Raw genomic sequence first — 22,722 nt, 5'->3', positions numbered from 1 at the left:
GTAAGCAGCCGCGTCGTACAGGGGGTGGGGTTATCCCCACTTCCTCACACCCAGCCACCCCATGGCATCCGCGGCCGGGGCCCGTCAGGCTGGGGGCCATGACCGCCAGCGCCAGTGACCTTCTCCCAGATTACGACCGGCCGGACCGCACCCAGCGTGCCGGTCGCACCGGACGTGCCGACCGGGCCGGTCACCCGCCGCCCGTGCGCTTCCCCTATGGCCCGGACACCTGGAAGGAGATCGCCCATCTCCTCCTCGACCTGCCGACGGCCCTCTTCGGTTTTGTGTTCACCGTGGTGGTTCTCGCCCTCGGGTGCGGTCTTTCGGTCACGGTGATCGGTCTGCCCCTGGTGGTGGCGGGACTGCTCGGGGCGCGCCGGTTCGGCGCGGTGGAACGGGCGCGCGCACGTGCCCTGCTCGGTCTGCACGTCGACGAGCCGAGCCCGGTCGCCGCGGGACGGCGTCCGGGCGAAGGCGGTTTCTTGTCGTGGTTGTGGGCCGGCCTGAAGGACCCGGTGGGCTGGCGGACGGCGCTGTACGCGTTCGTCCGGCTGCCGTGGGGCGTGCTGGCCTTCGCGGTCACGCTGACCGGGCTCGTCGTGCTCTGGCCGGTGCTGCCGTACCTGGTGCGGGCGCTGGCCAACGCGGACCGGGCGATGGTGCGCGGTCTGCTCTGCCCCTCCGGCGAACTGGAGCGGCGGATCGCCGAGCTGGAGTCGGGCCGGGGCGTCGTCGTCGACACCGCGGCCGCCGATCTGCGCCGTATCGAACGCGATCTGCACGACGGGGCGCAGGCCAGGCTCGTCGCCCTCGCCATGGGGCTCGGCATGGCGAAGGAGAAGCTGACCGGCGACTTCAAGGACCCGGTCGCCGCGGCGGCGATGGTCGACGAGGCGCACGGCGAAGTGAAGCTGGCACTGCAGGAGCTGCGTGATCTGGCGCGCGGCATCCATCCTGCCGTGCTGACCGACCGCGGCCTGGACGCGGCGCTGTCGTCCGTCGCGTCGCGCTGCACGGCCCCGGTGCGGGTCACGGCCGATCTGGCGGCGCGCCCGGCGGAGGCGATCGAGGGCATCGCGTACTTCACCGTCTCCGAGCTCCTGCAGAACGTCAGCAAGCACAGCGGGGCGCGGTCCGCTTCCGTGGACGTGTGGCGGAGCGGGGAGCGGCTGCTGATCCAGGTGCGGGACGACGGGTGCGGCGGCGCGCGGCTGGACGGCGGCACGGGCATGGCCGGTCTGGCCGAGCGGCTCGGCGCGGTGGACGGGCTCCTGGCCCTCGACTCCCCGGTGGGCGGGCCGACGACGGTCACGGCCGAGCTGCCGTGGCGCGACCGCGACGGGGCGGCCGAAGGTCCCGAAGGTGTGGTCAGGCGCAGTGCGGGGGTGGGGAAAACCCCCGGTGGAAGACGGTGACCGGCCTCATGGTCCCGGCCTGCCCGTCCCAGCATGCTTGAGGGACACAGCCACTCAGCAGCAGCATCAGAGCAGAAACGGACGGCAGTGATGGCCACGGAGTACGCATCGCAGACCAGAGACCAGTGGGGGCGCGAGGACCGCCCGGGCCGCCCCCCGAAGAGGCACGTGCTGCCTCCGGCACTGCGCGCGCCGATCGAGGCCCGTACCTGGCGCGAGTTCGGTTACCTGATGCTCAGCCTGCCGGTCAGCGTGCTGCTCTTCGTCTTCGCGGTCACCATGACGTCGCTGGGCATGGGTCTGCTGATCACCTTCCTCGGCGTACCGGTACTCGCGGCGGGCCTGGCCGGCTGCCGCGGCTTCGGGGTGGTGGAGCGGGCCCGCGCGAGGGCGCTGCTCAAGCTGGACGTGGCGGACCCGGCGCCCGTCCGGGCCAGGCCGGGCGGCGGCCCGATGTCCTGGATGGGCGCGATGCTCAAGAGCGGGGTGTCCTGGCGCCATCTGCTGTACGCCGTGCTGCATCTGCCGTGGGCGGTGTTCTCCTTCTCCGTGTCGCTGTTCTTCTGGTCGTACGGCTGGGCCATGCTCACGTATCCGCTGTGGCAGTGGGTGTTCCCGGTCTACGCGGGGACGGACGGCATCCAGCTGTACGGCGACAACACGCACAGCATCTACCTCGACGAGGCCCACGAACTGGCCCTGACCAGCGCGTTCGGCCTGCTCCTCACCCTCGTCACCCCGTGGCTCATACGCGGCATGACGACCGTGGACCGGGTGATGGTGACCGGGCTGCTCGGCCCGTCCCGGCTCGCCACCCGGGTCTCGGAGCTGGAGTCGGACCGGGGCGTCGTCGTCGACACCGCGGCCGCCGACCTGCGGCGCATCGAGCGCGACCTGCACGACGGGGCACAGGCCAGGCTCGTCACCCTCGCCATGGATCTGGGGCTGGCCAAGGAGAAGCTGACGGAGGACCCGGAAGCCGCGGCCCGCATGGTGGAAGAGGCGCACGGCGAGGTGAAGATCGCGTTGCAGGAGCTGCGGGACCTGGCCCGGGGCATCCACCCGGCCGTCCTGACCGACCGCGGTCTGGACGCGGCGCTCTCCGCGGTGGCCTCCCGGTGCACGGTGCCGGTGCAGGTCGAGGTGGATCTGCCGGCCCGGCCGGCCCCGGCGATCGAGGGCATCGCGTACTTCACCGTCTCCGAGCTCCTGCAGAACGTCAGCAAGCACGCGCGGGCGTCCCGGGCCACGGTCGATGTGTGGCAGACGGAGGACCGGCTGATGCTCCAGGTGAGCGACGACGGGCAGGGCGGCGCGGACGCGACGGCCGGCTCGGGTCTGGCCGGGCTCGCGGAGCGGCTGGACGCGGTCGACGGGATCCTGGTGGTCACCTCACCGGTAGGTGGGCCGACCACGGTCACGGCGGAACTGCCCTGGCGGGGCTGATCCGCCACCCGATCGCCCGGCTGCCCGGCTGCCCGTTCAGGGGGCCGGGCGCCGCCTTCTCGCCCGCTTCCCCGCTTCCCCGGCTCCTGAGTTCCGGCCGCTTGCGCTCGCTCTCTTCCCACGTCCCGGCAGCCCGTCCCGAGTCGTACGCCACTATTCCCAGCACCTGAGCACGCGTCGGCCCGGATACTGAAATGCTGGGCCCGACGGGGTGGGAAGCACACAACTGCTGGGGGCTGCACGGTCGTGGAGGACAGGGTGCGAGTGGTCATCGCCGAGGATTCAGTGCTGCTGCGGGAGGGCCTGACCCGGCTTCTGACCGACCGCGGGCATGATGTCGTCGCGGGCGTCGGGGACGCGGAAGCGCTGATCAAGACGGTGGGGGATCTGGCGTCGCGGGACGAGCTGCCGGATGTGGTGGTCGCGGACGTACGGATGCCGCCGACGCACACCGACGAGGGCGTGCGGGCGGCGGTGCGGCTGCGCAAGGACTACCCCGCGATCGGAGTGCTGGTCCTGTCGCAGTACGTCGAGGAGCAGTACGCGACGGAATTGCTGGCCGGGTCGAGCCGGGGCGTCGGCTATCTGCTCAAGGACCGGGTGGCCGAGGTACGTGAATTCGTGGACGCCGTCGTCCGGGTGGCCCAGGGCGGGACCGCGCTCGATCCCGAGGTCGTGGCACAGCTGCTGGGCCGCAGCCGGAAGCAGGACGTCCTCGCCGGGCTGACCCCCCGGGAGCGGGAGGTGCTGGGCCTCATGGCCGAGGGCCGGACGAACTCGGCGGTCGCCAAGCAACTGGTGGTGAGTGACGGCGCGGTGGAGAAGCACGTCAGCAACATCTTCCTCAAGCTCGGGCTCTCGCCGAGTGACGGGGATCACCGTCGGGTGCTGGCAGTGCTGACCTATCTGAGGTCCTAGGTCACCGACACCGGACCGGACATGTTCTGGAGTGCAGCTCAGAGGTGGTCGGGAATGGTCGGGGCGACGGCCCCAGAACCAAGAGGCGAATACGGAGCGTCTTCGATACAGAGCGCTGAGAGACGGGCTAAACATGTCAAAGCAGGGCAATTGGGCGTCTCAAAACGGGATCGATCATGTGATCGATCCAGGGAAGGGCACCCTTACCGACGTAGGGTGGGCCTTGGGGCCGCCGGTGGGCCGGCCGGCCCGAGCAGCCGCCTCGAAGGAGGTCCAGTTCAGTGACCAGCCAGGTCAGTAGCCCGGCCGAGAAGGCCGACGGAACCGATGGTGCCGGCGGAGCGAATGACACCGTCGTCGGGGAACAGCGCAGCACGCCGAACGGGAAGGTCTCCGGGAAGGAGGTTCGTCGGCTGGGGCAGGTGGTGATCCGTTTCGCGGGTGACTCGGGTGACGGGATGCAGCTGACGGGGGACCGGTTCACCTCGGAGACGGCGGCGTTCGGCAATGACCTGTCGACGCTGCCGAACTTCCCGGCCGAGATCCGGGCGCCCGCCGGGACGCTGCCGGGGGTCTCCAGCTTCCAGCTGCACTTCGCCGACCACGACATCCTGACCCCGGGCGACGCCCCGGACGTGCTGGTCGCGATGAACCCGGCCGCGCTGAAGGCCAACCTGGAAGATGTGCCGCGCGGGGCGCAGATCATCGTCAACACCGACGAGTTCACCCGGCGGGCGATGGCCAAGGTCGGCTACGCCGTCTCTCCGCTGGAGGACGGCTCCCTGGAGGCGTACCACGTCCACCCGGTGGCGCTGACCACGATGACGGTCGAGGCGCTCAAGGACTTCGGGCTCTCCCGCAAGGAGGCCGAACGCTCGAAGAACATGTTCGCGCTGGGCCTGCTGTCCTGGATGTACCACCGGCCCACCGAGGGCACCGAGAACTTCCTGCGCACCAAGTTCGCCAGGAAACCGCAGATCGCCGAGGCCAACGTGGCGGCGTTTCGGGCCGGGTGGAACTTCGGCGAGACCACCGAGGACTTCGCCGTCTCCTACGAGATCGCCCCGGCCACCGCCGCGTTCCCGCCCGGCACCTACCGCAACATCTCCGGCAACCTCGCCCTGTCCTACGGGCTGATCGCCGCCGGCCACCAGGCCGACCTGCCGCTGTTCCTGGGCTCCTACCCGATCACCCCGGCCTCCGACATCCTGCACGAACTCAGCAAGCACAAGAACTTCGGGGTGCGCACCTTCCAGGCCGAGGACGAGATCGCCGCCATCGGCGCCGCGCTCGGCGCGGCCTTCGGCGGGCAGCTCGCGGTGACCACCACCTCCGGGCCCGGGGTGGCACTGAAGTCGGAGACCATCGGGCTGGCGGTCTCGCTGGAGCTGCCGCTCGTGGTGGTCGCCATCCAGCGCGGCGGCCCCTCGACCGGGTTGCCCACCAAGACCGAACAGGCCGACCTGCTCCAGGCCATGTACGGGCGCAACGGCGAGGCCCCGGTACCGGTCGTGGCGCCGCGGACCCCGGCCGACTGCTTCGAGGCGGCCCTGGACGCGGCCCGTATCGCGCTGGCCTACCGCACCCCGGTCTTCCTGCTCTCCGACGGCTACCTCGCCAACGGCAGCGAACCCTGGCGCATCCCGCAAAGCGACGAGCTGCCCGACCTGCGGGTCCAGTTCGCCACCGGCCCCAACCACACCCTGCCCGACGGCAGCCACGTGTTCTGGCCCTACAAACGCGACCCGCAGACCCTGGCCCGCCCCTGGGCCGTGCCCGGCACCCCCGGCCTGGAACACCGCATCGGCGGCATCGAGAAACAGGACGGCACCGGCAACATCTCCTACGACCCGGCCAACCACGACCTCATGGTCCGCACCCGCCAGGCCAAAATCGACAACATCACCGTCCCCGACCTGACGGTCGACGACCCCGACGGTGCCCGCACCCTGGTGCTGGGCTGGGGCTCCACCTACGGCCCGATCACCGCCGCCGTACGCCGGCTGCGCACCGCCGGGACACCCATCGCCCAGGCCCACCTGCGCCACCTCAACCCCTTCCCCCGGAATCTGGGCGAGATCCTCGCCCGCTACGAGAAGGTCGTGGTGCCGGAGATGAACCTCGGGCAGCTCGCCACCCTGCTCCGGGCCACCTACCTGGTCGACGCCCGCTCCCACACCCAGGTCAACGGCATGCCGTTCCAGGCCGAACAGCTCGCCACCGCCCTCAAGGAGGCCACCGATGACTGAGGCGCTCTCCCTCATCCCCCGGGCCGAGGCCAAGCAGTCCATGAAGGACTTCAAGTCCGACCAGGAAGTGCGCTGGTGCCCCGGCTGCGGCGACTACGCCGTCCTCGCCGCCGTGCAGGGCTTCCTGCCCGAACTCGGCCTGGCCAGAGAGAACATCGTCTTCGTCTCCGGCATCGGCTGCTCCTCCCGCTTCCCCTACTACATGAACACCTACGGGATGCACTCCATCCACGGCCGCGCCCCCGCCATCGCCACCGGCCTGGCCACCTCCCGCCGCGACCTGTCCGTATGGGTGATCACCGGCGACGGCGACGCCCTGTCCATCGGCGGCAACCACCTCATCCACGCCCTGCGCCGCAACGTCAACCTCAAGATCCTGCTCTTCAACAACCGCATCTACGGCCTCACCAAGGGCCAGTACTCCCCCACCTCCGAAACCGGCAAGATCACCAAATCCACCCCGATGGGCTCCCTCGACGCCCCCTTCAACCCCGTCTCCCTCGCCCTCGGCGCCGAGGCCAGCTTCGTCGCCCGCACCATCGATTCCGACCGCACCCACCTCACCCAGGTCCTGCGCCAGGCCGCCGCCCACCCCGGCACCGCCCTCGTCGAGATCTACCAGAACTGCAACATCTTCAACGACGGCGCCTTCGACGCCCTCAAGGACAAACAACAGGCCCAGGAAGCCGTCATCCGCCTCGAACACGGACACCCCATCCGCTTCGGAGCCGACGGATCCAAGGGTGTCGTGCGAGACGCGGCCACCGGCGACCTCAAGGTGGTCCAGGTGACACCGGACAACGCCTCCCAGGTCCTCATCCACGACGCCCACGCCGCCTCCCCCACCACCGCCTTCGCCCTCTCCCGCCTCGCCGACCCCGACACCCTCCACCACACCCCCATCGGAGTCCTGCGCAGCACCCACCGCCCCGTCTACGACACCCTCATGGCCGACCAGCTCGACACCGCCCTCGAACAGAACGGCAAGGGCGACCTCAACACCCTCCTCACCGGCAACGACACCTGGACCGTCGTCGGCTGAGTCGCACGCCGTCCGCGAAGAGGGGCACCCGGTCTCAGGACCGGATGCCCCTCTTCGCTTTCCCGCCAGCGCCTGTCATGACCGTATTGCGATACGGACATGACAGGCGGGCCGTCCCGGCACTACCGTTCGACGCGATGACGTGTGTGGGTCGGGAGGGCCAGTGAAGTCGGTCAACGAACAGCGGTCGGGCTTGCTGTACGGCATCGGTGCCTATGGAATGTGGGGGCTGGTCCCCCTCTTCTGGCCGCTCCTCAAGCCCGCCGGCGCGATGGAGATCCTCGCCCACCGCATGGTGTGGTCGCTGGCCGTCGTCGGCATCGTGCTGCTGGCGGTACGCCGGTGGGCATGGATCGGGGAGCTGGTCCGCCGGCCCCGCAAGCTGGGCCTCATCGCCGTCGCCGCGACCGTCATAACGGTCAACTGGGGGCTGTACATCTGGGCCGTCAACAGCGGCCAGGTCGTCGAAGCCTCGCTCGGTTACTTCATCAACCCGCTGGTCACCATCGCCATGGGGGTCCTGCTGCTGAAGGAACGGCTGCGGCCCGTGCAGTGGACGGCGGTCGGGGTCGGCTTCGCGGCGGTGCTGGTACTGGCCGTCGGATACGGGCGGCCGCCCTGGATCTCCCTGGTCCTGGCGTTCTCGTTCGCGACGTACGGCCTGGTCAAGAAGAAGGTCAACCTCGGCGGCGTGGAGTCACTGGCCGCCGAGACCGCCGTCCAGTTCCTCCCCGCGCTGGGCTATCTGCTCTGGATCGGGTCGCACGGGGACGCGACCTTCGGCGCGGAAGGGCTCGGGCACGCGGGGCTGCTCGCCGCCACCGGCATCGTGACCGCCGTCCCGCTGGTCTGCTTCGGTGCGGCGGCGATCCGGGTGCCGTTGTCGACGCTGGGGCTGTTGCAGTACCTCGCGCCGGTCTTCCAGTTCGGGCTCGGCGTCGTGTACTTCCACGAGGCGATGCCGCCGGAGCGCTGGGCCGGCTTCTCGCTGGTCTGGGCGGCGCTGGCGCTGCTGACGTGGGACGCGCTGCGTACGGCGCGGCGGGGACGGGCGGAAGCGGTGCGGCTGGCCGCGGTGGCGGCGACTGCCGCCGCCGCGCCGGCCGCAGCGCCGGCCGCGGGTGGCGTGTCGGTCTCCGCGTCCGAGCCGGCGCCGGCGCCGACGTCCAAGTCCGTGTCCTAGGGCGAGCACCCGGCGGGGCTGTGGTCCCGCCCGCCTCTTCCCGCTGTGACCTTGTGCGGAACCGCCGTATGAGGGACCCCGCCCCGCCCCGGGCCCTGCTCCGGCGGCCAGGATGCCCGGGGCCTGCCCCACCGCCTACCCCGCCGGTACGGCTCCCGGCCGCGCGGCGGTGGGCCGGGGCGTCTCCAGCGGTGTCCGCCCGTCACTCCCGCCCTTCCCGTACTTTGCGCCCCTTCCGCCCCGCAGGCCGAACGCCGTGATCACCGCGCCCGCGACGACCATCACCGCCGGCACCGCCAGCGCGGCGCGGAACGCGCTGAGGGTGGCTTCCGGGGAGCCGTCGCCGCCCGCCGCCACCAGGCCGTACACCGCCGTCACCGCCGAGATCCCGACGGCCGACCCGAACTGGGTCGCGGTGGCGAGCAGCCCGCCGGCCACCCCCTGCTCCTCCTCCTCGATGCCGTCCGTCGCGGCGATCGTGAGCGGCCCGTACGCCAGGGCGAACGCCGCGCCCGTGAGGAACAGCGTCGGGAGCATCACGGCGTACGACCAGTCGAGGCCGACCGGCAGGAACAGCGCGTACGACACGATCGCCAGCACGAAGCCGCCGAAGATCACCCGGGCGTTGCCGAACCGGTTGACCAGGCGCGGGGTCAGCGTCGGTGCGAGGACCGCGTCGACGCCCATCACGACCAGGGCCAGGGCCGTCTCCAGGGAGGACCAGCCGCGCAGTTCCTGGAGGTAGAGCGTGACCATGAACTGGAAGCCGAAGAAGGAGCCGACGAAGAGCAGCGCTCCCAGGTCGGCACGGACCATCGACGCCTTGCGCAGGATGCCGAGCCGTACGAGCGGGGTGGCCGAGCGGCGCTCGACCGTCACGAACACCGCCACGAGCAGCAGCCCGGCGGCCACCACGGCGGCCGTCAGCCGCCAGCCGTCGAAGCCGTGCTCCAGCCGTACGATCCCGTACGCCAGCAGCAGCATCGCCCCGGCGGCCGTCGCCGCGCCGGCGAGGTCGAAGGCTCCGCCGCGGCGGGCCGGCCGGGCCTCCGCCGGGAGCAGCCGCAGCGCCGCGATCAGGATGAGGCCGCCCAGCAGGACCGGGGCGAAGAACACCCACCGCCAGCCGAGCTGGGTCAGCAGCCCGCCGATGACCAGGCCGAGCGAGAAACCGCCCGCGGCCGTGCCGGCGAAGACGAGCAGGGCCTTGTTCCGCTTCGGGCCCTCCTCGTACGAGGTGGTGATGATCGACATCGCGGCCGGAGTCATGAAGGCCGCGGCCACGCCGGTCACGAAGCGGGCGACGATCAGCATCCAGCCCTCGGTGGCGAACCCGCCGAGCACGGAGAAGCCGAGGAAGACCGCGAGCCAGGTCAGGAACATCCGTCGCCGGCCGAGCAGGTCGGCCGCGCGACCGCCGAGCAGGGTGAATCCGGCGTATCCGAGGACGTAGGCGCTCATCACCCAGGCCGCGGTGCCGGTCGGCAACTCCAGGTCGGATCTGATGGACGGCACGGCGACCGACAGCATGGCGACGTCGATGCCTTCGAGGAAGATGGTGCCGCAGAGTACGAGCAGCAGCGCCCAGGCGCGTCGGGTCATGGGTAAGTGCCTCTCATATCAAACCAGTTATCGGGATGCCGGTCGGTTCTCTCTTGTAACCAAAGGCATCCTGCGGCAGCATTCCGGCGCATGGAAGAAGGCACTTTGAAGTCACCGAGTAACTGCGAAGTCACCGGCTCCCAGGGGGCGTACGGCGACACCGACCCCTTCCAGTGGGACACCCGCGAGGACTGCGAGGTCCGCCAGATCCTCGACCGCGTCGCCGACAAGTGGTCGCTGCTGGTCATCGCGCTGCTCGACAGCCACGTACTGCGCTTCACCGAACTGCGGCGCAGGATCGACGGCATCAGCCAGCGCATGCTGACGGTGACGCTGCGCCAGCTGGAGCGCGACGGGCTCGTCAAGCGCACGGTGCACCCGGTGGTGCCGCCGCGTGTGGAGTACGAACTCACGCCGCTCGGCGCGACGTTGCACACCACGATCCGCTCCCTGGTCACCTGGACCGAGAAGCACCAGAGCGAGATCGCGGCGGCCCGCGCCGACTACGACGCCCGTACGGCGGCGGAATCCGCGGCGCCGGAATCCGCAGCGTCAGAAGCCACCGCGGCTTCCGCCCGCTGACCCGGCTTCAACTCCCCTTGCGGGAGCGGCCACCGGCCGCAGCGCCGTACGGGCCGTCCCTCAGCCGTCCGCCGGGGCGACGCCCTCGCTGCGGCGGACGCGGTGGGCGCGCGCCTTGTTGCGGTTTCCGCAGCGTTCCATCGCGCACCAGCGGCGGCGGCCGGGGCGTGAGGTGTCGACGAACAGCAGGTAGCAGTCGTGCGAGCCGCATTCGCGGATGCGGTGGGCGTACGGTCCGGTGAACAGGTCGACCGCGTCGCGCGCCACCGTCGACAGCAGCCGGTCCCCGGTGGCGCCCGGCGCCCACGCGCGCACGGCGCCCGCTCCCACGACCACGTCGACACGGGCGGCCAGCGGCTCCCGCGCCGCCCGTTCGTTGACCACGTCGAGGTCGGCGGCGGCCAGGGCGCGGCCGTGGGCGCGGTCGGCGGCCAGCCGGTGGAGCGCGTCGCGCAGGGCGCGCGCGTCCGACAGCTCGCCTTCGCCCACGGTCAGGTCGAGCCCTGCCGGCAGTCGGCTCCGCTCCGCCCACAGCGCCAGGTCGGCCGGAGTGTGCAGCACCTCGTACCGGGCGAGCGGCCCGGGACCGCCGGTCGGCAGCAGTTCGAGGCAGAGGGCGCCCGCGTCGAAGAGATACGGACGGCCCTGCGGCGTGCGCAGGACCAGTCCGGGCGTTTCCATTGCGGGCTCCATCACGTAACCACTATAACCGGTTACCATGACACTGCACTGGAAGCTCGTCGTCGACGCCGACGACCCGCATGCCCAGGCCGACTTCTGGGCCGCGGCCCTCGGCTACGAGGCGGAGGACAACAACGCCCTGATCGAGCGCCTCATCGGTTCCGGCGCCCTACCGCCCGACGCGACGGTGGAATTCCACGGCCGCCGCGCCTTTCGCGATCTGGTCGCCGTCCGGCATCCGGACGATCCGTACGACAAGGCCACAGGGACGGGGCTCGGCCGCCGGATCCTCTTCCAGCGCGTACCGGAGACGAAGACGGTCAAGAACCGGCTGCACATCGACGTGCACGCCGAGCCGGGCACGCGGGAGGCCGAAGTCGCCCGCCTGGGGGCGCTCGGCGCGGCCGTCGTCCACCACGCGAAGGGGCCCGGGGGCGAATGGGTGGTCATGACGGACCCCGAGGGAAACGAGTACTGCGTGCACTGAGGCGGCTTCCGCACCACTCCCGCCGTCCGGTATACGGACACCGGTGACCGGTTTCCGCTCTTGACGGTCGGTCGGGCCCTCGCTGAACATTCAGCACGCGCAGCCCACGCACAACCGACGCACCATCAGCTCCAATGCCCCGCGCCGCCGCACGCGCCGCGGGGCATCTCGCACGTTCCGTCTGTCCCCGTACGGAATCCGGAGCCCCCACATGAACCTCTCCAGCACTCCCGGACGCACCGCCGCGGCCGTCGCCCTCGCCCTCACCGGCCTGGTCGCCGCCACCGCGCCCGCCGCGTCCGCCACCACCGCCACCCCGTCCGCGGCGCTCGCCGCCCCCGACATACCCCTCGCCAACGTCAAGGCGCACCTCACCCAGCTCCAGTCGATAGCCACCGCCAACGGCGGCAACCGCGCCCACGGACGCCCCGGTTACAAAGCCTCCGTCGACTACCTGAAGGCCAAGCTGGACGCCGCCGGATTCACCACCTCCGTCACGACGTTCACCTCCGGCGGCGCGACCGGCTACAACCTGATCGCCGACTGGCCGGGCGGTGACCCCAACCAGATCCTGATGGCCGGCGCACACCTCGACTCGGTCGCCTCGGGCCCCGGCATCAACGACAACGGGTCCGGTTCCGCCGCCGTCCTGGAGACCGCCCTCGCCGTCTCCCGCGCCCAGCTCAAGCCCGAGAAACACCTGCGGTTCGGCTGGTGGGGCGCGGAGGAGCTGGGGCTCGTCGGATCCAAGGCGTACGTCAACAGCCTTCCCGCCACCGAGCGTTCGAAGTTCTCCGGCTACCTCAACTTCGACATGGTCGGCTCACCGAACCCCGGCTACTTCGTCTACGACGACGACCCGGCCATCGAGAAGACCTTCAAGGACTACTACGCGGGCCTCGGCGTCCCGACCGAGATCGAGACCGAGGGCGACGGCCGCTCCGACCACGCCAGCTTCAAGAACGTGGGCATACCGGTCGGCGGCCTCTTCACCGGCGCGAGCCGTACGAAGACGAGCGCCCAGGCCCAGAAGTGGGGCGGCACCGCCGGCCAGGCCTTCGACCGCTGCTACCACTCCTCCTGCGACACCACGGCGAACATCAACGACACCGCCCTGGACCGCAACAGCGACGCGATCGCCCACGCCGTCTGGACGCTGGGCACCGGATCCACCACCCCGCCCGGCGACGTGCACGAGAACACCGCCGACGTCGCCGTCCCGGACAACGGCGCGGCCGTCACCTCGTCCGTCACCGTCTCGGGCCGCACGGGCAACGCCCCGGCCGCCCTCCAGGTGGGGGTGGACATCAAGCACACCTGGCGCGGCGACCTGGTCGTCGACCTCGTCGCACCCGACGGGACGGCGTACCGGCTGAAGAACTCCAGCAGCAGCGACTCGGCCGACAACGTGATCACCACCTACACGGTGAACGCGTCGAGCGAGCCGGCCAACGGCACCTGGAAGCTCAGAGTCCAGGACATCGCCACGCAGGACACCGGCTACATCGACAGCTGGAAGCTCACCTTCTGACCGCGGGCCGGCGGCCCGGCCCCCGGCGGGGCCGGGCCACCGGCGCGTGCGGAGTGTCGCGTGCGGAATGTGCGGAGTGTGCGGAGTTTCCGGCCCGAAGGGCCCACGAGGAGGCCGGCCCCTGGGCGGGACCCCCCGTGCCGAAGGACTCACGTTCTCCTGGAGCAGCGCGTGACCGGTTTCCACGCGGTCGCTCCCCCGTGCCTCAGGCCGTGATGTCCTTCGTCGTGAAGCGCGCCCAGGCCGCGGAGCCGAACACCGCCGCGTACAGCGCCTGGAGCCCGAGGTTGTCCAGTACCCCGTCCCAGTAGAGCGGCTCGCGCAGCAGGTCTGTGAAGGACAGCCAGTGGTGCGTGAAGAGATACGGATGGATCGCGTCCAGCTGCGGGACCGTGTCCAGGATCTGCACCGTGATCAGCAGTCCGACCGTCGTCGCCATCGCCGCGACACCGCTGTTGGTGAGGGTCGAGACGAACAGGCCGATCGCCGCGAGGCCGACCAGCGAGGCCGCCACGACCGCCGCGATCAGCACGGCCCGTACCAGCCCGTCCCCGAAGCCGATCCGCGTGCCCGAGATGGTGGTGACTTCGCCCAGCGGGAAGAGCAGGGCCCCGGTGACCAGCGCTGACACGGCCACGACCAGGGTCGCGGCCAGGCAGAAGACCAGCGTGGACGTGAACTTGGCGAGCAGCAGCCGGGTGCGTCCGGCCGGGGCGACCAGCAGATAGCGCAGCGTGCCCGCGTTCGCCTCGCCCGCCACCGCGTCGCCCGCGACGACGCCGACGGCCATCGGCAGGAAGACCGGCAGGGTCGCGGCGAGCGCCGCGAAGACGAGGAAGAGACCGTTGTTGGTGATCTGCGCGAGGAAGGCCGGTCCCGCGCCGCCCCCTCCGCCGCCACCGCCGGCCGGCGAGCCGTCGCCCGTCTCGATCTTCACGGCGATGCCGATGAGCACGGGTACGGCGGCCAGCACCGCCAGCAGCGCGAGCGTGCGCCAGCGCCGGAAGGTGGTGGTCAGCTCGGACCGGAGGAGGCCGAGCGTCCACAGCGGGCTGCGGGCCCGCGGGCTCTCCCGCCGGACCGTCGTTTCAGCCCGCGACATCGAAACCTTCTCCCGTCAGTGCCACGAACGCGTCCTCCAGCGAGGCCCGTTCGACGCCGAAGGACCTCACCCGCACACCGGCCCGCACGAGTGCGGTGTTGAGGTCCGCCAGGTCCGCGTCCCCCGGCGGCAGCTCTCCGGTCACCCGGTCCTCCGCGACCGTCAGGCCGGTGACGCCCAGCTCCTTGAGCACCCGCGCCGCGTCCGCCGTGTCCGGTGTGGTGACGGCGAGCCGCCCGCGCGCACCGGCCGCCAGCTCGGCGACCGGGCCCTGGACGATCAGCCGTCCCCGGGCCATCACCGCCGCGTGCGTGCACACCTGCTCGATCTCGTCGAGCAGGTGCGAGGAGAGGAAGACCGTCGTGCCGTCCGCCGCCAGCTCCCGCACCAGCGAACGGATCTCGCGCATGCCCTGCGGGTCGAGGCCGTTGGTCGGCTCGTCGAGTACGAGCAGCCGGCGCGGCCGGAGCAGCGCGGACGCGAGCCCGAGCCGCTGCTTCATCCCCAGCGAGTACGCCTTGGCCTTCTTGCTCCCCGCGGCCGTCAGGCCCACCCGGTCGAGCGCCGCCGCGACCCGCGCCCGGCGGGTGCGCGGATCGGCCGCCGGGTCGGCGGAGTCGTAACGGATCAGGTTGTCGCGGCCCGACAGGAACCCGTACAGCGCGGGCCCCTCGATGAGCGCGCCCACCTCGGGCAGCACGCTGCGGGCGTCGCGCGGCACGGGTCTGCCGAGCAGGGTCGCCGTACCGGACGTCGGCTCGATCAGGCCCATCAGCATCCGGATGGTGGTCGTCTTCCCCGAGCCGTTGGGCCCGAGGAAGCCGAAGACACTGCCGGCGGGGACGGTGAGATCGAGGCCGTCGACGGCGAGCTGCCCGCCGCGGAAACGCTTGGTGAGCCCACGTGTGTCGATCACGGCCTCACTGTTCACGGCGGACAGCTCCTCCATCCCGGCTCTGCCTTGTCTGCCCTGTCTTCCCTGCCTGTTCTGCCTGTCCTACTTGGCCGCGTCGGCGGCCCGGACCAGCGCGTCCTTGGTGACCGCGCCGACGTACACCTTGCCGTCGTCCGTCATCAGGGCGTTGACGAGACGGGTCTCGAAGACCGTGCCCGAACCGAACTCACCGGACACCTTGTCGCCCAGCGCGTCCATGAACTGCTGGGCCTGCGGCGGCACGTCGCCCGCCTCGGGCGCCCCGGAGCCGGCGCCCGCTTCGCCGCCGGGGGACGAGATCTCGGCGACCGAGGTCCAGCCCTTGCCGATGACGTTCAGCCCCTCGAAGTCCTTCAAACCCTCCTCGCCCTTGAAGTCCTTCCCGAAGTCCTTCCCGAAGTCCTTCTCCCGGGCCTTCGGCTCGTCGTCGCCCTCGGTCACCTTCGCACCCTTGGGCGGGGTGAACGCGAAGGTGTCCGCGGACGGCTTCCCGAAGTCGACCTTCGTGAAGCCCACGTCGATCGCGGCCTTGCCGCCGCTGCTCGGTGTGAGCGTGAACTTGAGCGGTACGCCGTTCTCCGCGTCGACCGCGACCCGGACGGACCCGACCGTCGAACCGGACTGCTTGGGCTCGACGAGCAGCTGGTACGCGTCCCGGCCGGCGACCTGCGTCGTACCGTCGACCGTCACCGACGTGGTGTCGTCCGCGGCCTTCAGCGCCCCCTCGGCCAGCTCCTTCGGCGTCGTCGGGACCCCCTCGGGCAGCTTCTCGGGCCGGCCGGAATCCTTGCCGGAACCCTTGGCCTCCGCGGGCGCCTTGGTGTGGAAGGCCTCGTTCGAGGCACTGTCGTACGCCCAGACCTCACCGCCGTTGTGAATCAGGCTGTACTCCGCGGCGTCGCCCAGGACCGACACCCGCTGCTTGTCCGGGCCGTCGGCCGCGACGCGCAGCGTGTGCGTACCGGAGGCGAGCTCCATCAGCCTGGCCTGCGGATCGGCCGACGAACCCTCGTCCCCGCCCCGGGGCGCCAGGCTGTCCGCGATGCCGCCCAGGGAGGGGATGCCCAGGTCGGTGCTGATCTTCACGTTGCCGGAGAGCTGCTGCGTGTCCGACGCCGCCATCTTCTCGACCAGCTGCTGAGCGGTGATCTTCGGCAGATCGGGGTCGCCGGAGTCAGCGAGCGCCGGGACGAGCCCGATGGTCGCCGCCGCCACCCCCGCCACCGCGACCGGGACGATGTAACGCGCGGCCTTCCGGCGGCCCGCGGCGAAGTTCCCATCAGTGGTCTGTGCGCTGTCGTTCGGTGCCATGTGTGCTCTACCTCCGTGGTTGGCGGCCGTCGTCCACTGCACTCGTCCACCCCGCGCCGCCATTCTCACCCGAATCGGTGGGGAGTGGTGGTTCTCATCCGACCAAAACGGCGGGCAGGAAGCGTCAGCCCCCAGGATCAACTCCGTCTCCTGCTGCGGGATGACAAAAGGCGGCGGCGCCTCCCCCGTCAGTCAGGGAAGGCGCCGGTCGCCCCGTGCGTCCGTCGGCCGTCTAGCCGGCGCGGTGCACCACCGCGTCGCACAGCTCCTCCAGAGCCGACTTCGCGTAGCACTCGGGCAGCGGCGCCAGCGACGCCCTCGCGCCCTCGGCGTACCGGATGGTGTCGCGGCGCGCCTGCTCCAGGGCCGGGTGCGCGCGCAGGCGCCGCAGCACCTCGGCGAGCAGGGCGTCGTCGGTGAGGTCCCCGTCGAGCAGCTCGCACAGCTCGACGTCCTCCGGACGCCCGTGCTCGGCGGCCTGGGCGCGCAGCAGCAGCACCGGCAGCGTGGGGATGCCCTCGCGCAGGTCCGTGCCCGGCGTCTTCCCGGACTCGTGGCTGTCGCTCGCGATGTCGAGTACGTCGTCCGCCAGCTGGAAGGCGGTGCCCAGGCGCTCGCCGTACTGGGTGAGGATGTCGACGACGCTCTCGTCGGCGCCCGACATCATCGCGCCGAAGCGCCCCGAGACCGCGATCAGCGAGCCGGTCTTGCCCGCGATGACGTCCAGGTAGTGCCCGACCGGCTCCTGGCCGTCGCGCGGTCCGGCCGTCTCCAGGATCTGGCCGGTGACGAGGCGCTCGAACGCCTCCGCCTGGATGCGTACGGCTTCGGGCCCGAGGTCCGCCAGGATGTGCGAGGCGCGCGCGAAGAGGAAGTCGCCGGTGAGGACCGCGACCGAGTTGCCCCAGCGGGTGTTGGCGCTGGCGACCCCGCGGCGTACGTCCGCCTCGTCCATCACGTCGTCGTGGTACAGCGTCGCCAGGTGGGTCAGCTCGACGACCACCGCGGAGGGCACGATGCCCGGCGCGTGGGGGTCACCGAACTGGGCGGCCAGCATGACCAGCAGGGGCCGGAACCGCTTGCCCCCTGCCCGGACCAGGTGCTGCGCGGCCTCCGTGATGAACGGAACCTCGCTCTTGGTGGCGTCGAGAAGCCCTTCCTCGACGGCTGCCAAGCCGTTCTGGACATCGGTCTCAAGAGCCTGGTCCCGCACGCTCAGTCCGAACGGCCCGACGACGGTCACGAGGGTTACTCCTGTCTGCTGACGATCACACGGATTGTCGATGTGTCGCTGTCTTCACTCAAGTCAGCGTATCCGGTCAGCTTTCGATCACAGTGAGCGCCTTCCCGTCACCCGCGCACCGCCCGAGAGACACCGGTATGTTCCTGCTCACCTGATACGACCAGGAGTAGTCCCTTTGTTCCGCGCCGTGTCCGACGCCCGGCCCGACGAGCCCACCGAACCGCCGCCCGAGGACGACCACGCCTTCTTCGGCCGGCCGCGGGGCCTGATGCTCCTGTCCGGCCTGGAGGTCTGGGAACGCTTCTCGTTCCTCGGCATGCAGGCCCATCCTGGTCCTCTGCTTCGCCGATTCCGTGGCCGGCCAGGGCATGGACATGGCCCCAGCACGGCCGCCTCCGTCTCCGCGGCCTACGGGACCATGGTCTACCCGGCCTCCGTGGCGGGCGGGCGGCCGGCTGGCCGGCTGGCCGACCGCATCCTCGGCTCCTGCCGCGCCGTGCTCTACGGCGCGGCATCCTCATCGCCTGCGGCCCCTACGCGATGGCCGTCCCGACCGACGCCATGACCTGGACCGGCCTCGGCCTGATCAGCGCCGGCACGAGCCTGCTCAAACCCAATGTCGCCAGCATGGTCGGCAAGCTCTACCGCACCGAGGACGACCGCCGCGACGCCGGGTTCGCCCTGTACTCCATGGGCATCAACATCGGCGCCTTCGCCGGCCCGCCCGTCACCGGCCGGCCCGGCGACCACAGGGGCTGGCACTGGGGCTTCTCGGCCGCCGCGATCGGCATGACGTTCGGCCTGGCGCAGTACGTCACGGGCCGCCGTCACCTGGCCGGGCGCAAGCACTCCGCCGAATTCGCCCTCGCGCCGGGACCGATGCGCCGGGCCGTGCGCCTGATCGCCCTCGGCCTCCTCGCGACCGCCGTCGCCGCCGTGCTCCTCGCGGCCGCCGTCGCCGGCGGCGGACTCGGCGGGGTTCACGCTCGACCCGGCGGGCAGCGCGCTGGAGCTCGGAGAATCCAGCGCGGCCCCACCCGGCCCGTCCGGCGATCGAGGTCACGCCCGCAGGGCGCCCCGGGGCCCCGGTTCGGGAGGGGCGGGCAGGGGACGGCCCCGCGTCAGCGGAGCGACACCGCGCGCACCGGCCGCGGCGACGCGTACTGCGTACCGCACACGAACCGTGCGACCGGAGTCCACTGGTCCTCGGTGCCGGCGTGCACGGGGACGCCGGGCCTGCCCGGACTGCGGCCCGCCCCGCCCCCGCCCCTGTCCCTGTCCCTGTCCCTGTCCTTGTCCCTGTCCGCGAAGGACGCTGAGCCGGAATTCCCGCCTCCAGCAAGGCCCTTTCGGACATTTCGAACTTTTTAAGCACTGCCGTCGCAGGCGGCTCCCACGTAACGTGTTCCCCCCATGACCTGGAAAGCGAGGCAGCACCGATGCCCGAGCAGAGCCCGCTCGACCTTGCCGAAGGCGACCTCTTCGGCCCGCACAACCTCCCTTACGGCGTCTTCTCCACCGCGGACGAGCCCGAGCGCCGCCGGGTCGGTGTCCGTATCGGCGGCCATGTGCTGGACGCGGGGGCGGCCGCACTCGCCCTGGGCTCTCCGTACGCCGCGCTGCTCGCCCGGCCCACGCTCAACCCGCTGCTCGCGGCGGGGCGTACCGCGTGGCGCGACGTGCGCCGCGCGCTCACCGCGTGGGTGACGAGCCCCGCGCACCGCGCCGACATCGAGCCCCTGCTGCACCCTCTCGCCGCGGTCACGCTGCACCTCCCGTACGACGTCGCGGACTACGTCGACTTCTACGCGAGCGAGCACCACGCCACCAACGTGGGCAGGATCTTCCGCCCCGACGGCGACGCGCTGACCCCCAACTGGAAGCACCTGCCGATCGGTTACCACGGCCGGTCCGGCACGGTCGTGGTCTCCGGCACGGACGTGGTGCGCCCCAACGGCCAGCGCAAGGCGCCGGCCGATCCGGCCCCCGTCTTCGGCCCCTCCGTCAAGCTCGACATCGAAGCGGAGGTCGGCTTCGTGGTCGGCACTCCTTCCCCGCACGGCACGCCGGTCCCGCTCGCGGACTTCCGGGACCACGTCTTCGGGCTGTCCCTCCTCAACGACTGGTCGGCGCGGGACATCCAGGCCTGGGAGTACGTCCCCCTCGGCCCCTTCCTCGGCAAGTCCTTCGCCACGTCCGTGTCGGCGTGGGTGACCCCGCTGGAGGCCCTGGACGCGGCCCAGGTGGCACCCCCGGCCCGCGACCTCCCCCTCCTCCCCTACCTCGACGACTCCGACGAGGAGGAGCCCGGCGGCTACGACATCCGCATCGAGGTGAGGATCAACGGCGAGGTGGTCTCCACTCCCCCCTTCTCCACCATGTACTGGACGGCGGCGCAGCAGCTGGCCCAGATGACGGTGAACGGCGCGTCGCTGCGTACGGGCGACCTCTTCGGCTCCGGCACGGTCAGCGGCCCCGAGGTGAACGAACGCGGCTCCCTCCTGGAACTGACCTGGAACGGCCGCGACCCGATCGAACTCCCCACCGGCAAGCGGACGTTCCTGGAGGACGGCGACGAGGTCACGATGACGGCGTGGGCCCCGGGCCCGCACGGCACCCGCGTCGGCCTGGGCGAAGTGACGGGCCGCATCACCCCCACGCCCTGACACGCCCCCCGGCCGGAGAGGGCTGGACATTCCAGCCCTCTCCGGCGTCCGAGGAGCGGGATCCGGGGCGGAGCCCCAGTTGCGGGAAGGGAAGGGGCGGGGCGGGGCGGGGAGAGAAGCCCCCCTGCGCCGGCCCTACGGTTCCGGCTCGTCCCAGTCCGGCTCCGCGCCCCAGTCCCAATCCGCCGCATCCGCGTCGGCAACCCGCGCCGCCCCGGCCGGGGCCGAGGAAACCGGGGCCGAGGAAACCGGGGCCGAAGGGGCCGACGAGGCCACCGGGGCCGCAGGATCCCCAGGGCCCGCCGGACCCTCCGCCCCGCCCAGCGAGGCCAGCACCTCCAGCACCCCTTCCCCGTACGTGGCCAGCTTCTTCTCGCCGAGCCCGGCAATACCGCCCAGCTCCGCCACCGACCCCGGCCGCACCGTCGCGATCTCGCGCAGGGTCGCGTCGTGGAAGATCACGTACGCCGGTACGCCCTGCTCCCGCGCCTGCTCCGCGCGCCACGCCCGCAGCGCTTCGAAGACCGGCACCGCCTCCGCCGGCAGGTCCGCCTTGGCGGCCGCCGCCTTCGCCCTGCGCTCGCCCTTCGCGGACCCGGACCGCGCGGCCGGGACCGGCTTCGCCTCCTTGCGCAGGCGCACCTCACGCTCCCGGCTCAGCACCGACGCGCTCTCGTCCGTCATGACCAGCGTGCCGTACTCACCCTCGACCGCCAGCAGACCCTGTGCCAGCATCTGCCGCACCACGCCCCGCCACTCCGCCTCCGCCAGCTCCTCGCCGATGCCGAAGACCGACAGCTGGTCGTGGTCGAACTGGATCACCTTGGCGGTCTTGCGGCCCAGCAGGATGTCGATGATCTGGCCCGCCCCGAACTTCTGCCTGCGCTCCCGCTGCAACCGCACGATCGTGGACAGGACCTTCTGCGCCGCCACCGTCCCGTCCCACGTCTCGGGCGGTGTCAGGCACGTGTCGCAGTTGCCGCAGGCGGCCGCCTCGGGGTCCTGCCCGAAGTACGCCAGCAGCTGGGCCCGCCGGCACTGCGCGGTCTCGCAGAGTGCGAGCATCGCGTCCAGGTGGGAGGCGGCCCGCCGGCGGAACGCCTCGTCGCCCTCGCTGCTCTGGATCATCTTGCGCTGCTGCACCACGTCCTGGAGGCCGTACGCCATCCAGGCCGTCGACGGCATCCCGTCGCGCCCGGCGCGGCCCGTCTCCTGGTAGTAGCCCTCGACCGACTTCGGCAGGTCGAGGTGGGCGACGAACCGCACGTCCGGCTTGTCGATGCCCATGCCGAAGGCGATGGTCGCCACGACCACCAGGCCCTCCTCCCGCAGGAACCGGGACTGGTGCGCGGCGCGCGTCCCCCCGTCGAGCCCCGCGTGGTACGGCACGGCCTCGATGCCGTTGCGGCAGAGGAACTCCGCCGTCTTGTCGACCGAATTGCGCGAGAGGCAGTAGACGATGCCCGCGTCCCCCGGGTGCTCCTCCCGCAGGAAGGCCAGCAGCTGCTTCTTCGGATCGGACTTCCCCACGATCCGGTACTGGATGTTGGGGCGGTCGAAGCTCGCCACGAAGTGCCGGGCCTGCGGCATCCCGAGCCGCTGGGTGATCTCGCGGTGGGTGGCGTCCGTCGCGGTCGCGGTCAGCGCGATCCGCGGCACCTCCGGCCACCGCCGGCCCAGCACCGACAGGTTCAGGTAGTCCGGCCGGAAGTCGTGGCCCCACTGGGCCACGCAGTGCGCCTCGTCGATCGCGAACACCGAGATCTTGGCCCGGCCGATCAGGTCCAGGGTGGAGTCCAGGCGCAGCCGCTCCGGTGCCAGGTAGAGGAGGTCCAGCTCCCCGGCGAGGAACTCCGCCTCCATCGCGCGCCGCTCGTCGAAGTCCTGCGTGGAGTTGATGAACCCGGCCCGCACACCGAGCGCCCGCAGCGCGTCGACCTGGTCCTGCATGAGTGCGATGAGAGGGGAGATCACGATGCCCGTACCGGGCCTGACCAGCGCGGGGATCTGGTAGCACAGCGACTTTCCGCCGCCGGTCGGCATCAGCACGACCGCGTCCCCGCCGGCCACCACATGCTCGATGACCGCAGCCTGCTCACCGCGGAACGCCTCGTACCCGAAGACGCGGTGCAGCGTCTCCAGCGCGTCGCTGCGCGTCACCTCGCCGGCCTCGACCATGCCACCCGTCCCGTTCATCGCTCTGTCCCCCGTGCGTACCGTGCCCGGCTCCCCACGATAGGGGCCCCCACTGACACCCCCGCCCGAAAACAGCCGCCCGGCACCCCTGCGAGGAGGGGCACCGGGCGGCGGTCGTGCCCGTACGGAAGACG

The 22,722-nt window shown here is 71.5% G+C and carries 17 protein-coding genes and 1 pseudogene; 11 read left to right on the top strand and 7 right to left on the bottom strand.

Annotated elements, in window-relative coordinates; genetic code table 11:
- Window positions 1-98: 98 nt before the first annotated feature.
- The 6 genes from ACWD0Y_RS07125 to rarD all read left to right on the top strand — a co-directional run bounded on the left by ACWD0Y_RS07125 (window position 99) and on the right by rarD (window position 8,253).
- Window positions 99-1,415, top strand: a complete 1,317-nt coding sequence (locus ACWD0Y_RS07125) for a sensor histidine kinase (RefSeq protein WP_450259421.1) — start codon at window positions 99-101, stop codon at window positions 1,413-1,415.
- Window positions 1,416-1,505: 90 nt separating this feature from the next.
- On the top strand, window positions 1,506-2,861 hold the full coding sequence (locus ACWD0Y_RS07120) for a sensor histidine kinase (protein WP_450259420.1): 1,356 nt from the start codon (window positions 1,506-1,508) through the stop codon (window positions 2,859-2,861).
- Window positions 2,862-3,119: 258 nt separating this feature from the next.
- Window positions 3,120-3,779 carry a LuxR C-terminal-related transcriptional regulator gene (locus ACWD0Y_RS07115; protein WP_450259419.1) on the top strand — a complete coding sequence of 220 codons (660 nt, stop codon included), beginning with the start codon at window positions 3,120-3,122 and terminating at the stop codon, window positions 3,777-3,779.
- Between the two features lie 281 nt (window positions 3,780-4,060).
- Window positions 4,061-6,028 (top strand): 2-oxoacid:acceptor oxidoreductase subunit alpha, encoded by a 1,968-nt coding sequence (locus ACWD0Y_RS07110; protein WP_450259418.1) that lies wholly within the window; start codon window positions 4,061-4,063, stop codon window positions 6,026-6,028.
- The gene (locus ACWD0Y_RS07105; protein ID WP_450259417.1) at window positions 6,021-7,070 is read left to right on the top strand and encodes a 2-oxoacid:ferredoxin oxidoreductase subunit beta; all 1,050 of its coding nucleotides are present in this window, start codon (window positions 6,021-6,023) and stop codon (window positions 7,068-7,070) included. Before ACWD0Y_RS07110 ends, ACWD0Y_RS07105 begins: the two co-directional genes overlap by 8 nt.
- Window positions 7,071-7,233: 163 nt before the next feature.
- Complete coding sequence (gene rarD / locus ACWD0Y_RS07100) at window positions 7,234-8,253, top strand: EamA family transporter RarD (RefSeq protein ID WP_450259416.1); 1,020 nt, start codon at window positions 7,234-7,236, stop codon at window positions 8,251-8,253.
- Window positions 8,254-8,388: 135 nt separating this feature from the next.
- Here rarD and ACWD0Y_RS07095 read toward each other — a convergent pair whose 3' ends face one another.
- Entirely contained in the window at window positions 8,389-9,855 is a 1,467-nt protein-coding gene (locus tag ACWD0Y_RS07095) for an MFS transporter (RefSeq protein ID WP_450259415.1), read from the bottom strand.
- 90 nt (window positions 9,856-9,945) lie between these two features.
- On the opposite strand from ACWD0Y_RS07095, the gene ACWD0Y_RS07090 reads away from it, so the two are divergent.
- Window positions 9,946-10,437, top strand: a complete 492-nt coding sequence (locus ACWD0Y_RS07090; protein ID WP_450259414.1) for a winged helix-turn-helix transcriptional regulator — start codon at window positions 9,946-9,948, stop codon at window positions 10,435-10,437.
- Window positions 10,438-10,497: 60 nt separating this feature from the next.
- Here ACWD0Y_RS07090 and ACWD0Y_RS07085 read toward each other — a convergent pair whose 3' ends face one another.
- On the bottom strand, window positions 10,498-11,118 hold the full coding sequence (locus ACWD0Y_RS07085) for a CGNR zinc finger domain-containing protein (RefSeq protein WP_450259413.1): 621 nt from the start codon (window positions 11,116-11,118) through the stop codon (window positions 10,498-10,500).
- Between the two features lie 37 nt (window positions 11,119-11,155).
- On the opposite strand from ACWD0Y_RS07085, the gene ACWD0Y_RS07080 reads away from it, so the two are divergent.
- Both ACWD0Y_RS07080 and ACWD0Y_RS07075 read left to right on the top strand, forming a co-directional pair.
- Window positions 11,156-11,605, top strand: coding sequence for a VOC family protein (locus ACWD0Y_RS07080; protein ID WP_450259412.1), 450 nt, complete (start codon window positions 11,156-11,158; stop codon window positions 11,603-11,605).
- A 211-nt stretch (window positions 11,606-11,816) separates the two neighbouring features.
- Complete coding sequence (locus ACWD0Y_RS07075) at window positions 11,817-13,136, top strand: M28 family metallopeptidase (protein WP_450259411.1); 1,320 nt, start codon at window positions 11,817-11,819, stop codon at window positions 13,134-13,136.
- Between the two features lie 205 nt (window positions 13,137-13,341).
- Here the strand turns inward: ACWD0Y_RS07075 and ACWD0Y_RS07070 are convergent, their stop codons facing one another.
- The 4 genes from ACWD0Y_RS07070 to ACWD0Y_RS07055 all read right to left on the bottom strand — a co-directional run bounded on the left by ACWD0Y_RS07070 (window position 13,342) and on the right by ACWD0Y_RS07055 (window position 17,726).
- Entirely contained in the window at window positions 13,342-14,238 is an 897-nt protein-coding gene (locus ACWD0Y_RS07070) for an ABC transporter permease (RefSeq protein ID WP_450259410.1), read from the bottom strand.
- On the bottom strand, window positions 14,225-15,187 hold the full coding sequence (locus tag ACWD0Y_RS07065; protein ID WP_450259409.1) for an ATP-binding cassette domain-containing protein: 963 nt from the start codon (window positions 15,185-15,187) through the stop codon (window positions 14,225-14,227). Before ACWD0Y_RS07065 ends, ACWD0Y_RS07070 begins: the two co-directional genes overlap by 14 nt.
- A 48-nt stretch (window positions 15,188-15,235) precedes the next feature.
- Window positions 15,236-16,483: a LolA family protein gene (locus ACWD0Y_RS07060; protein ID WP_450259408.1), complete on the bottom strand. Its 1,248-nt coding sequence runs from the start codon at window positions 16,481-16,483 to the stop codon at window positions 15,236-15,238.
- A gap of 232 nt (window positions 16,484-16,715) precedes the next feature.
- Window positions 16,716-17,726, bottom strand: a complete 1,011-nt coding sequence (locus ACWD0Y_RS07055; protein WP_450259407.1) for a polyprenyl synthetase family protein — start codon at window positions 17,724-17,726, stop codon at window positions 16,716-16,718.
- Between the two features lie 187 nt (window positions 17,727-17,913).
- Here ACWD0Y_RS07055 and ACWD0Y_RS07050 point away from each other — a divergent pair.
- Both ACWD0Y_RS07050 and fahA read left to right on the top strand, forming a co-directional pair.
- Window positions 17,914-18,680 (top strand): annotated as a pseudogene (locus ACWD0Y_RS07050) (oligopeptide:H+ symporter); the annotation flags it as partial.
- Window positions 18,681-19,165: 485 nt separating this feature from the next.
- A complete protein-coding gene (gene fahA, locus ACWD0Y_RS07045; RefSeq protein ID WP_450259406.1) occupies window positions 19,166-20,392 on the top strand; it encodes a fumarylacetoacetase in 1,227 nt (408 codons plus the stop codon).
- A gap of 135 nt (window positions 20,393-20,527) precedes the next feature.
- Here fahA and recQ read toward each other — a convergent pair whose 3' ends face one another.
- Window positions 20,528-22,588, bottom strand: a complete 2,061-nt coding sequence (gene recQ / locus ACWD0Y_RS07040; protein WP_450259405.1) for a DNA helicase RecQ — start codon at window positions 22,586-22,588, stop codon at window positions 20,528-20,530.
- Window positions 22,589-22,722 lie beyond the last annotated feature (134 nt).

This window comes from Streptomyces altiplanensis (genome assembly GCF_053591575.1).
The sequence above is the reverse complement of the archived record's forward strand: the minus strand, read 5'-3'. Positions and strand labels throughout refer to the sequence as shown.

Excerpts from the sequence above, each read along its gene's own strand:
- ACWD0Y_RS07125 (WP_450259421.1), top strand. The coding sequence starts at position 99 with ATGACCGCCAGCGCCAGTGACCTTCTCCCAGATTACGACCGGCCGGAC.
- ACWD0Y_RS07120 (WP_450259420.1), top strand. The coding sequence starts at position 1,506 with ATGGCCACGGAGTACGCATCGCAGACCAGAGACCAGTGGGGGCGCGAG.
- ACWD0Y_RS07105 (WP_450259417.1), top strand. The coding sequence starts at position 6,021 with ATGACTGAGGCGCTCTCCCTCATCCCCCGGGCCGAGGCCAAGCAGTCC.
- ACWD0Y_RS07095 (WP_450259415.1), bottom strand. The coding sequence starts at position 9,855 with ATGACCCGACGCGCCTGGGCGCTGCTGCTCGTACTCTGCGGCACCATC.
- ACWD0Y_RS07090 (WP_450259414.1), top strand. The coding sequence starts at position 9,946 with ATGGAAGAAGGCACTTTGAAGTCACCGAGTAACTGCGAAGTCACCGGC.
- ACWD0Y_RS07085 (WP_450259413.1), bottom strand. The coding sequence starts at position 11,118 with ATGGAAACGCCCGGACTGGTCCTGCGCACGCCGCAGGGCCGTCCGTAT.
- ACWD0Y_RS07080 (WP_450259412.1), top strand. The coding sequence starts at position 11,156 with ATGACACTGCACTGGAAGCTCGTCGTCGACGCCGACGACCCGCATGCC.
- ACWD0Y_RS07075 (WP_450259411.1), top strand. The coding sequence starts at position 11,817 with ATGAACCTCTCCAGCACTCCCGGACGCACCGCCGCGGCCGTCGCCCTC.
- ACWD0Y_RS07070 (WP_450259410.1), bottom strand. The coding sequence starts at position 14,238 with ATGTCGCGGGCTGAAACGACGGTCCGGCGGGAGAGCCCGCGGGCCCGC.
- ACWD0Y_RS07065 (WP_450259409.1), bottom strand. The coding sequence starts at position 15,187 with ATGGAGGAGCTGTCCGCCGTGAACAGTGAGGCCGTGATCGACACACGT.
- ACWD0Y_RS07060 (WP_450259408.1), bottom strand. The coding sequence starts at position 16,483 with ATGGCACCGAACGACAGCGCACAGACCACTGATGGGAACTTCGCCGCG.
- fahA (WP_450259406.1), top strand. The coding sequence starts at position 19,166 with ATGCCCGAGCAGAGCCCGCTCGACCTTGCCGAAGGCGACCTCTTCGGC.
- recQ (WP_450259405.1), bottom strand. The coding sequence starts at position 22,588 with ATGAACGGGACGGGTGGCATGGTCGAGGCCGGCGAGGTGACGCGCAGC.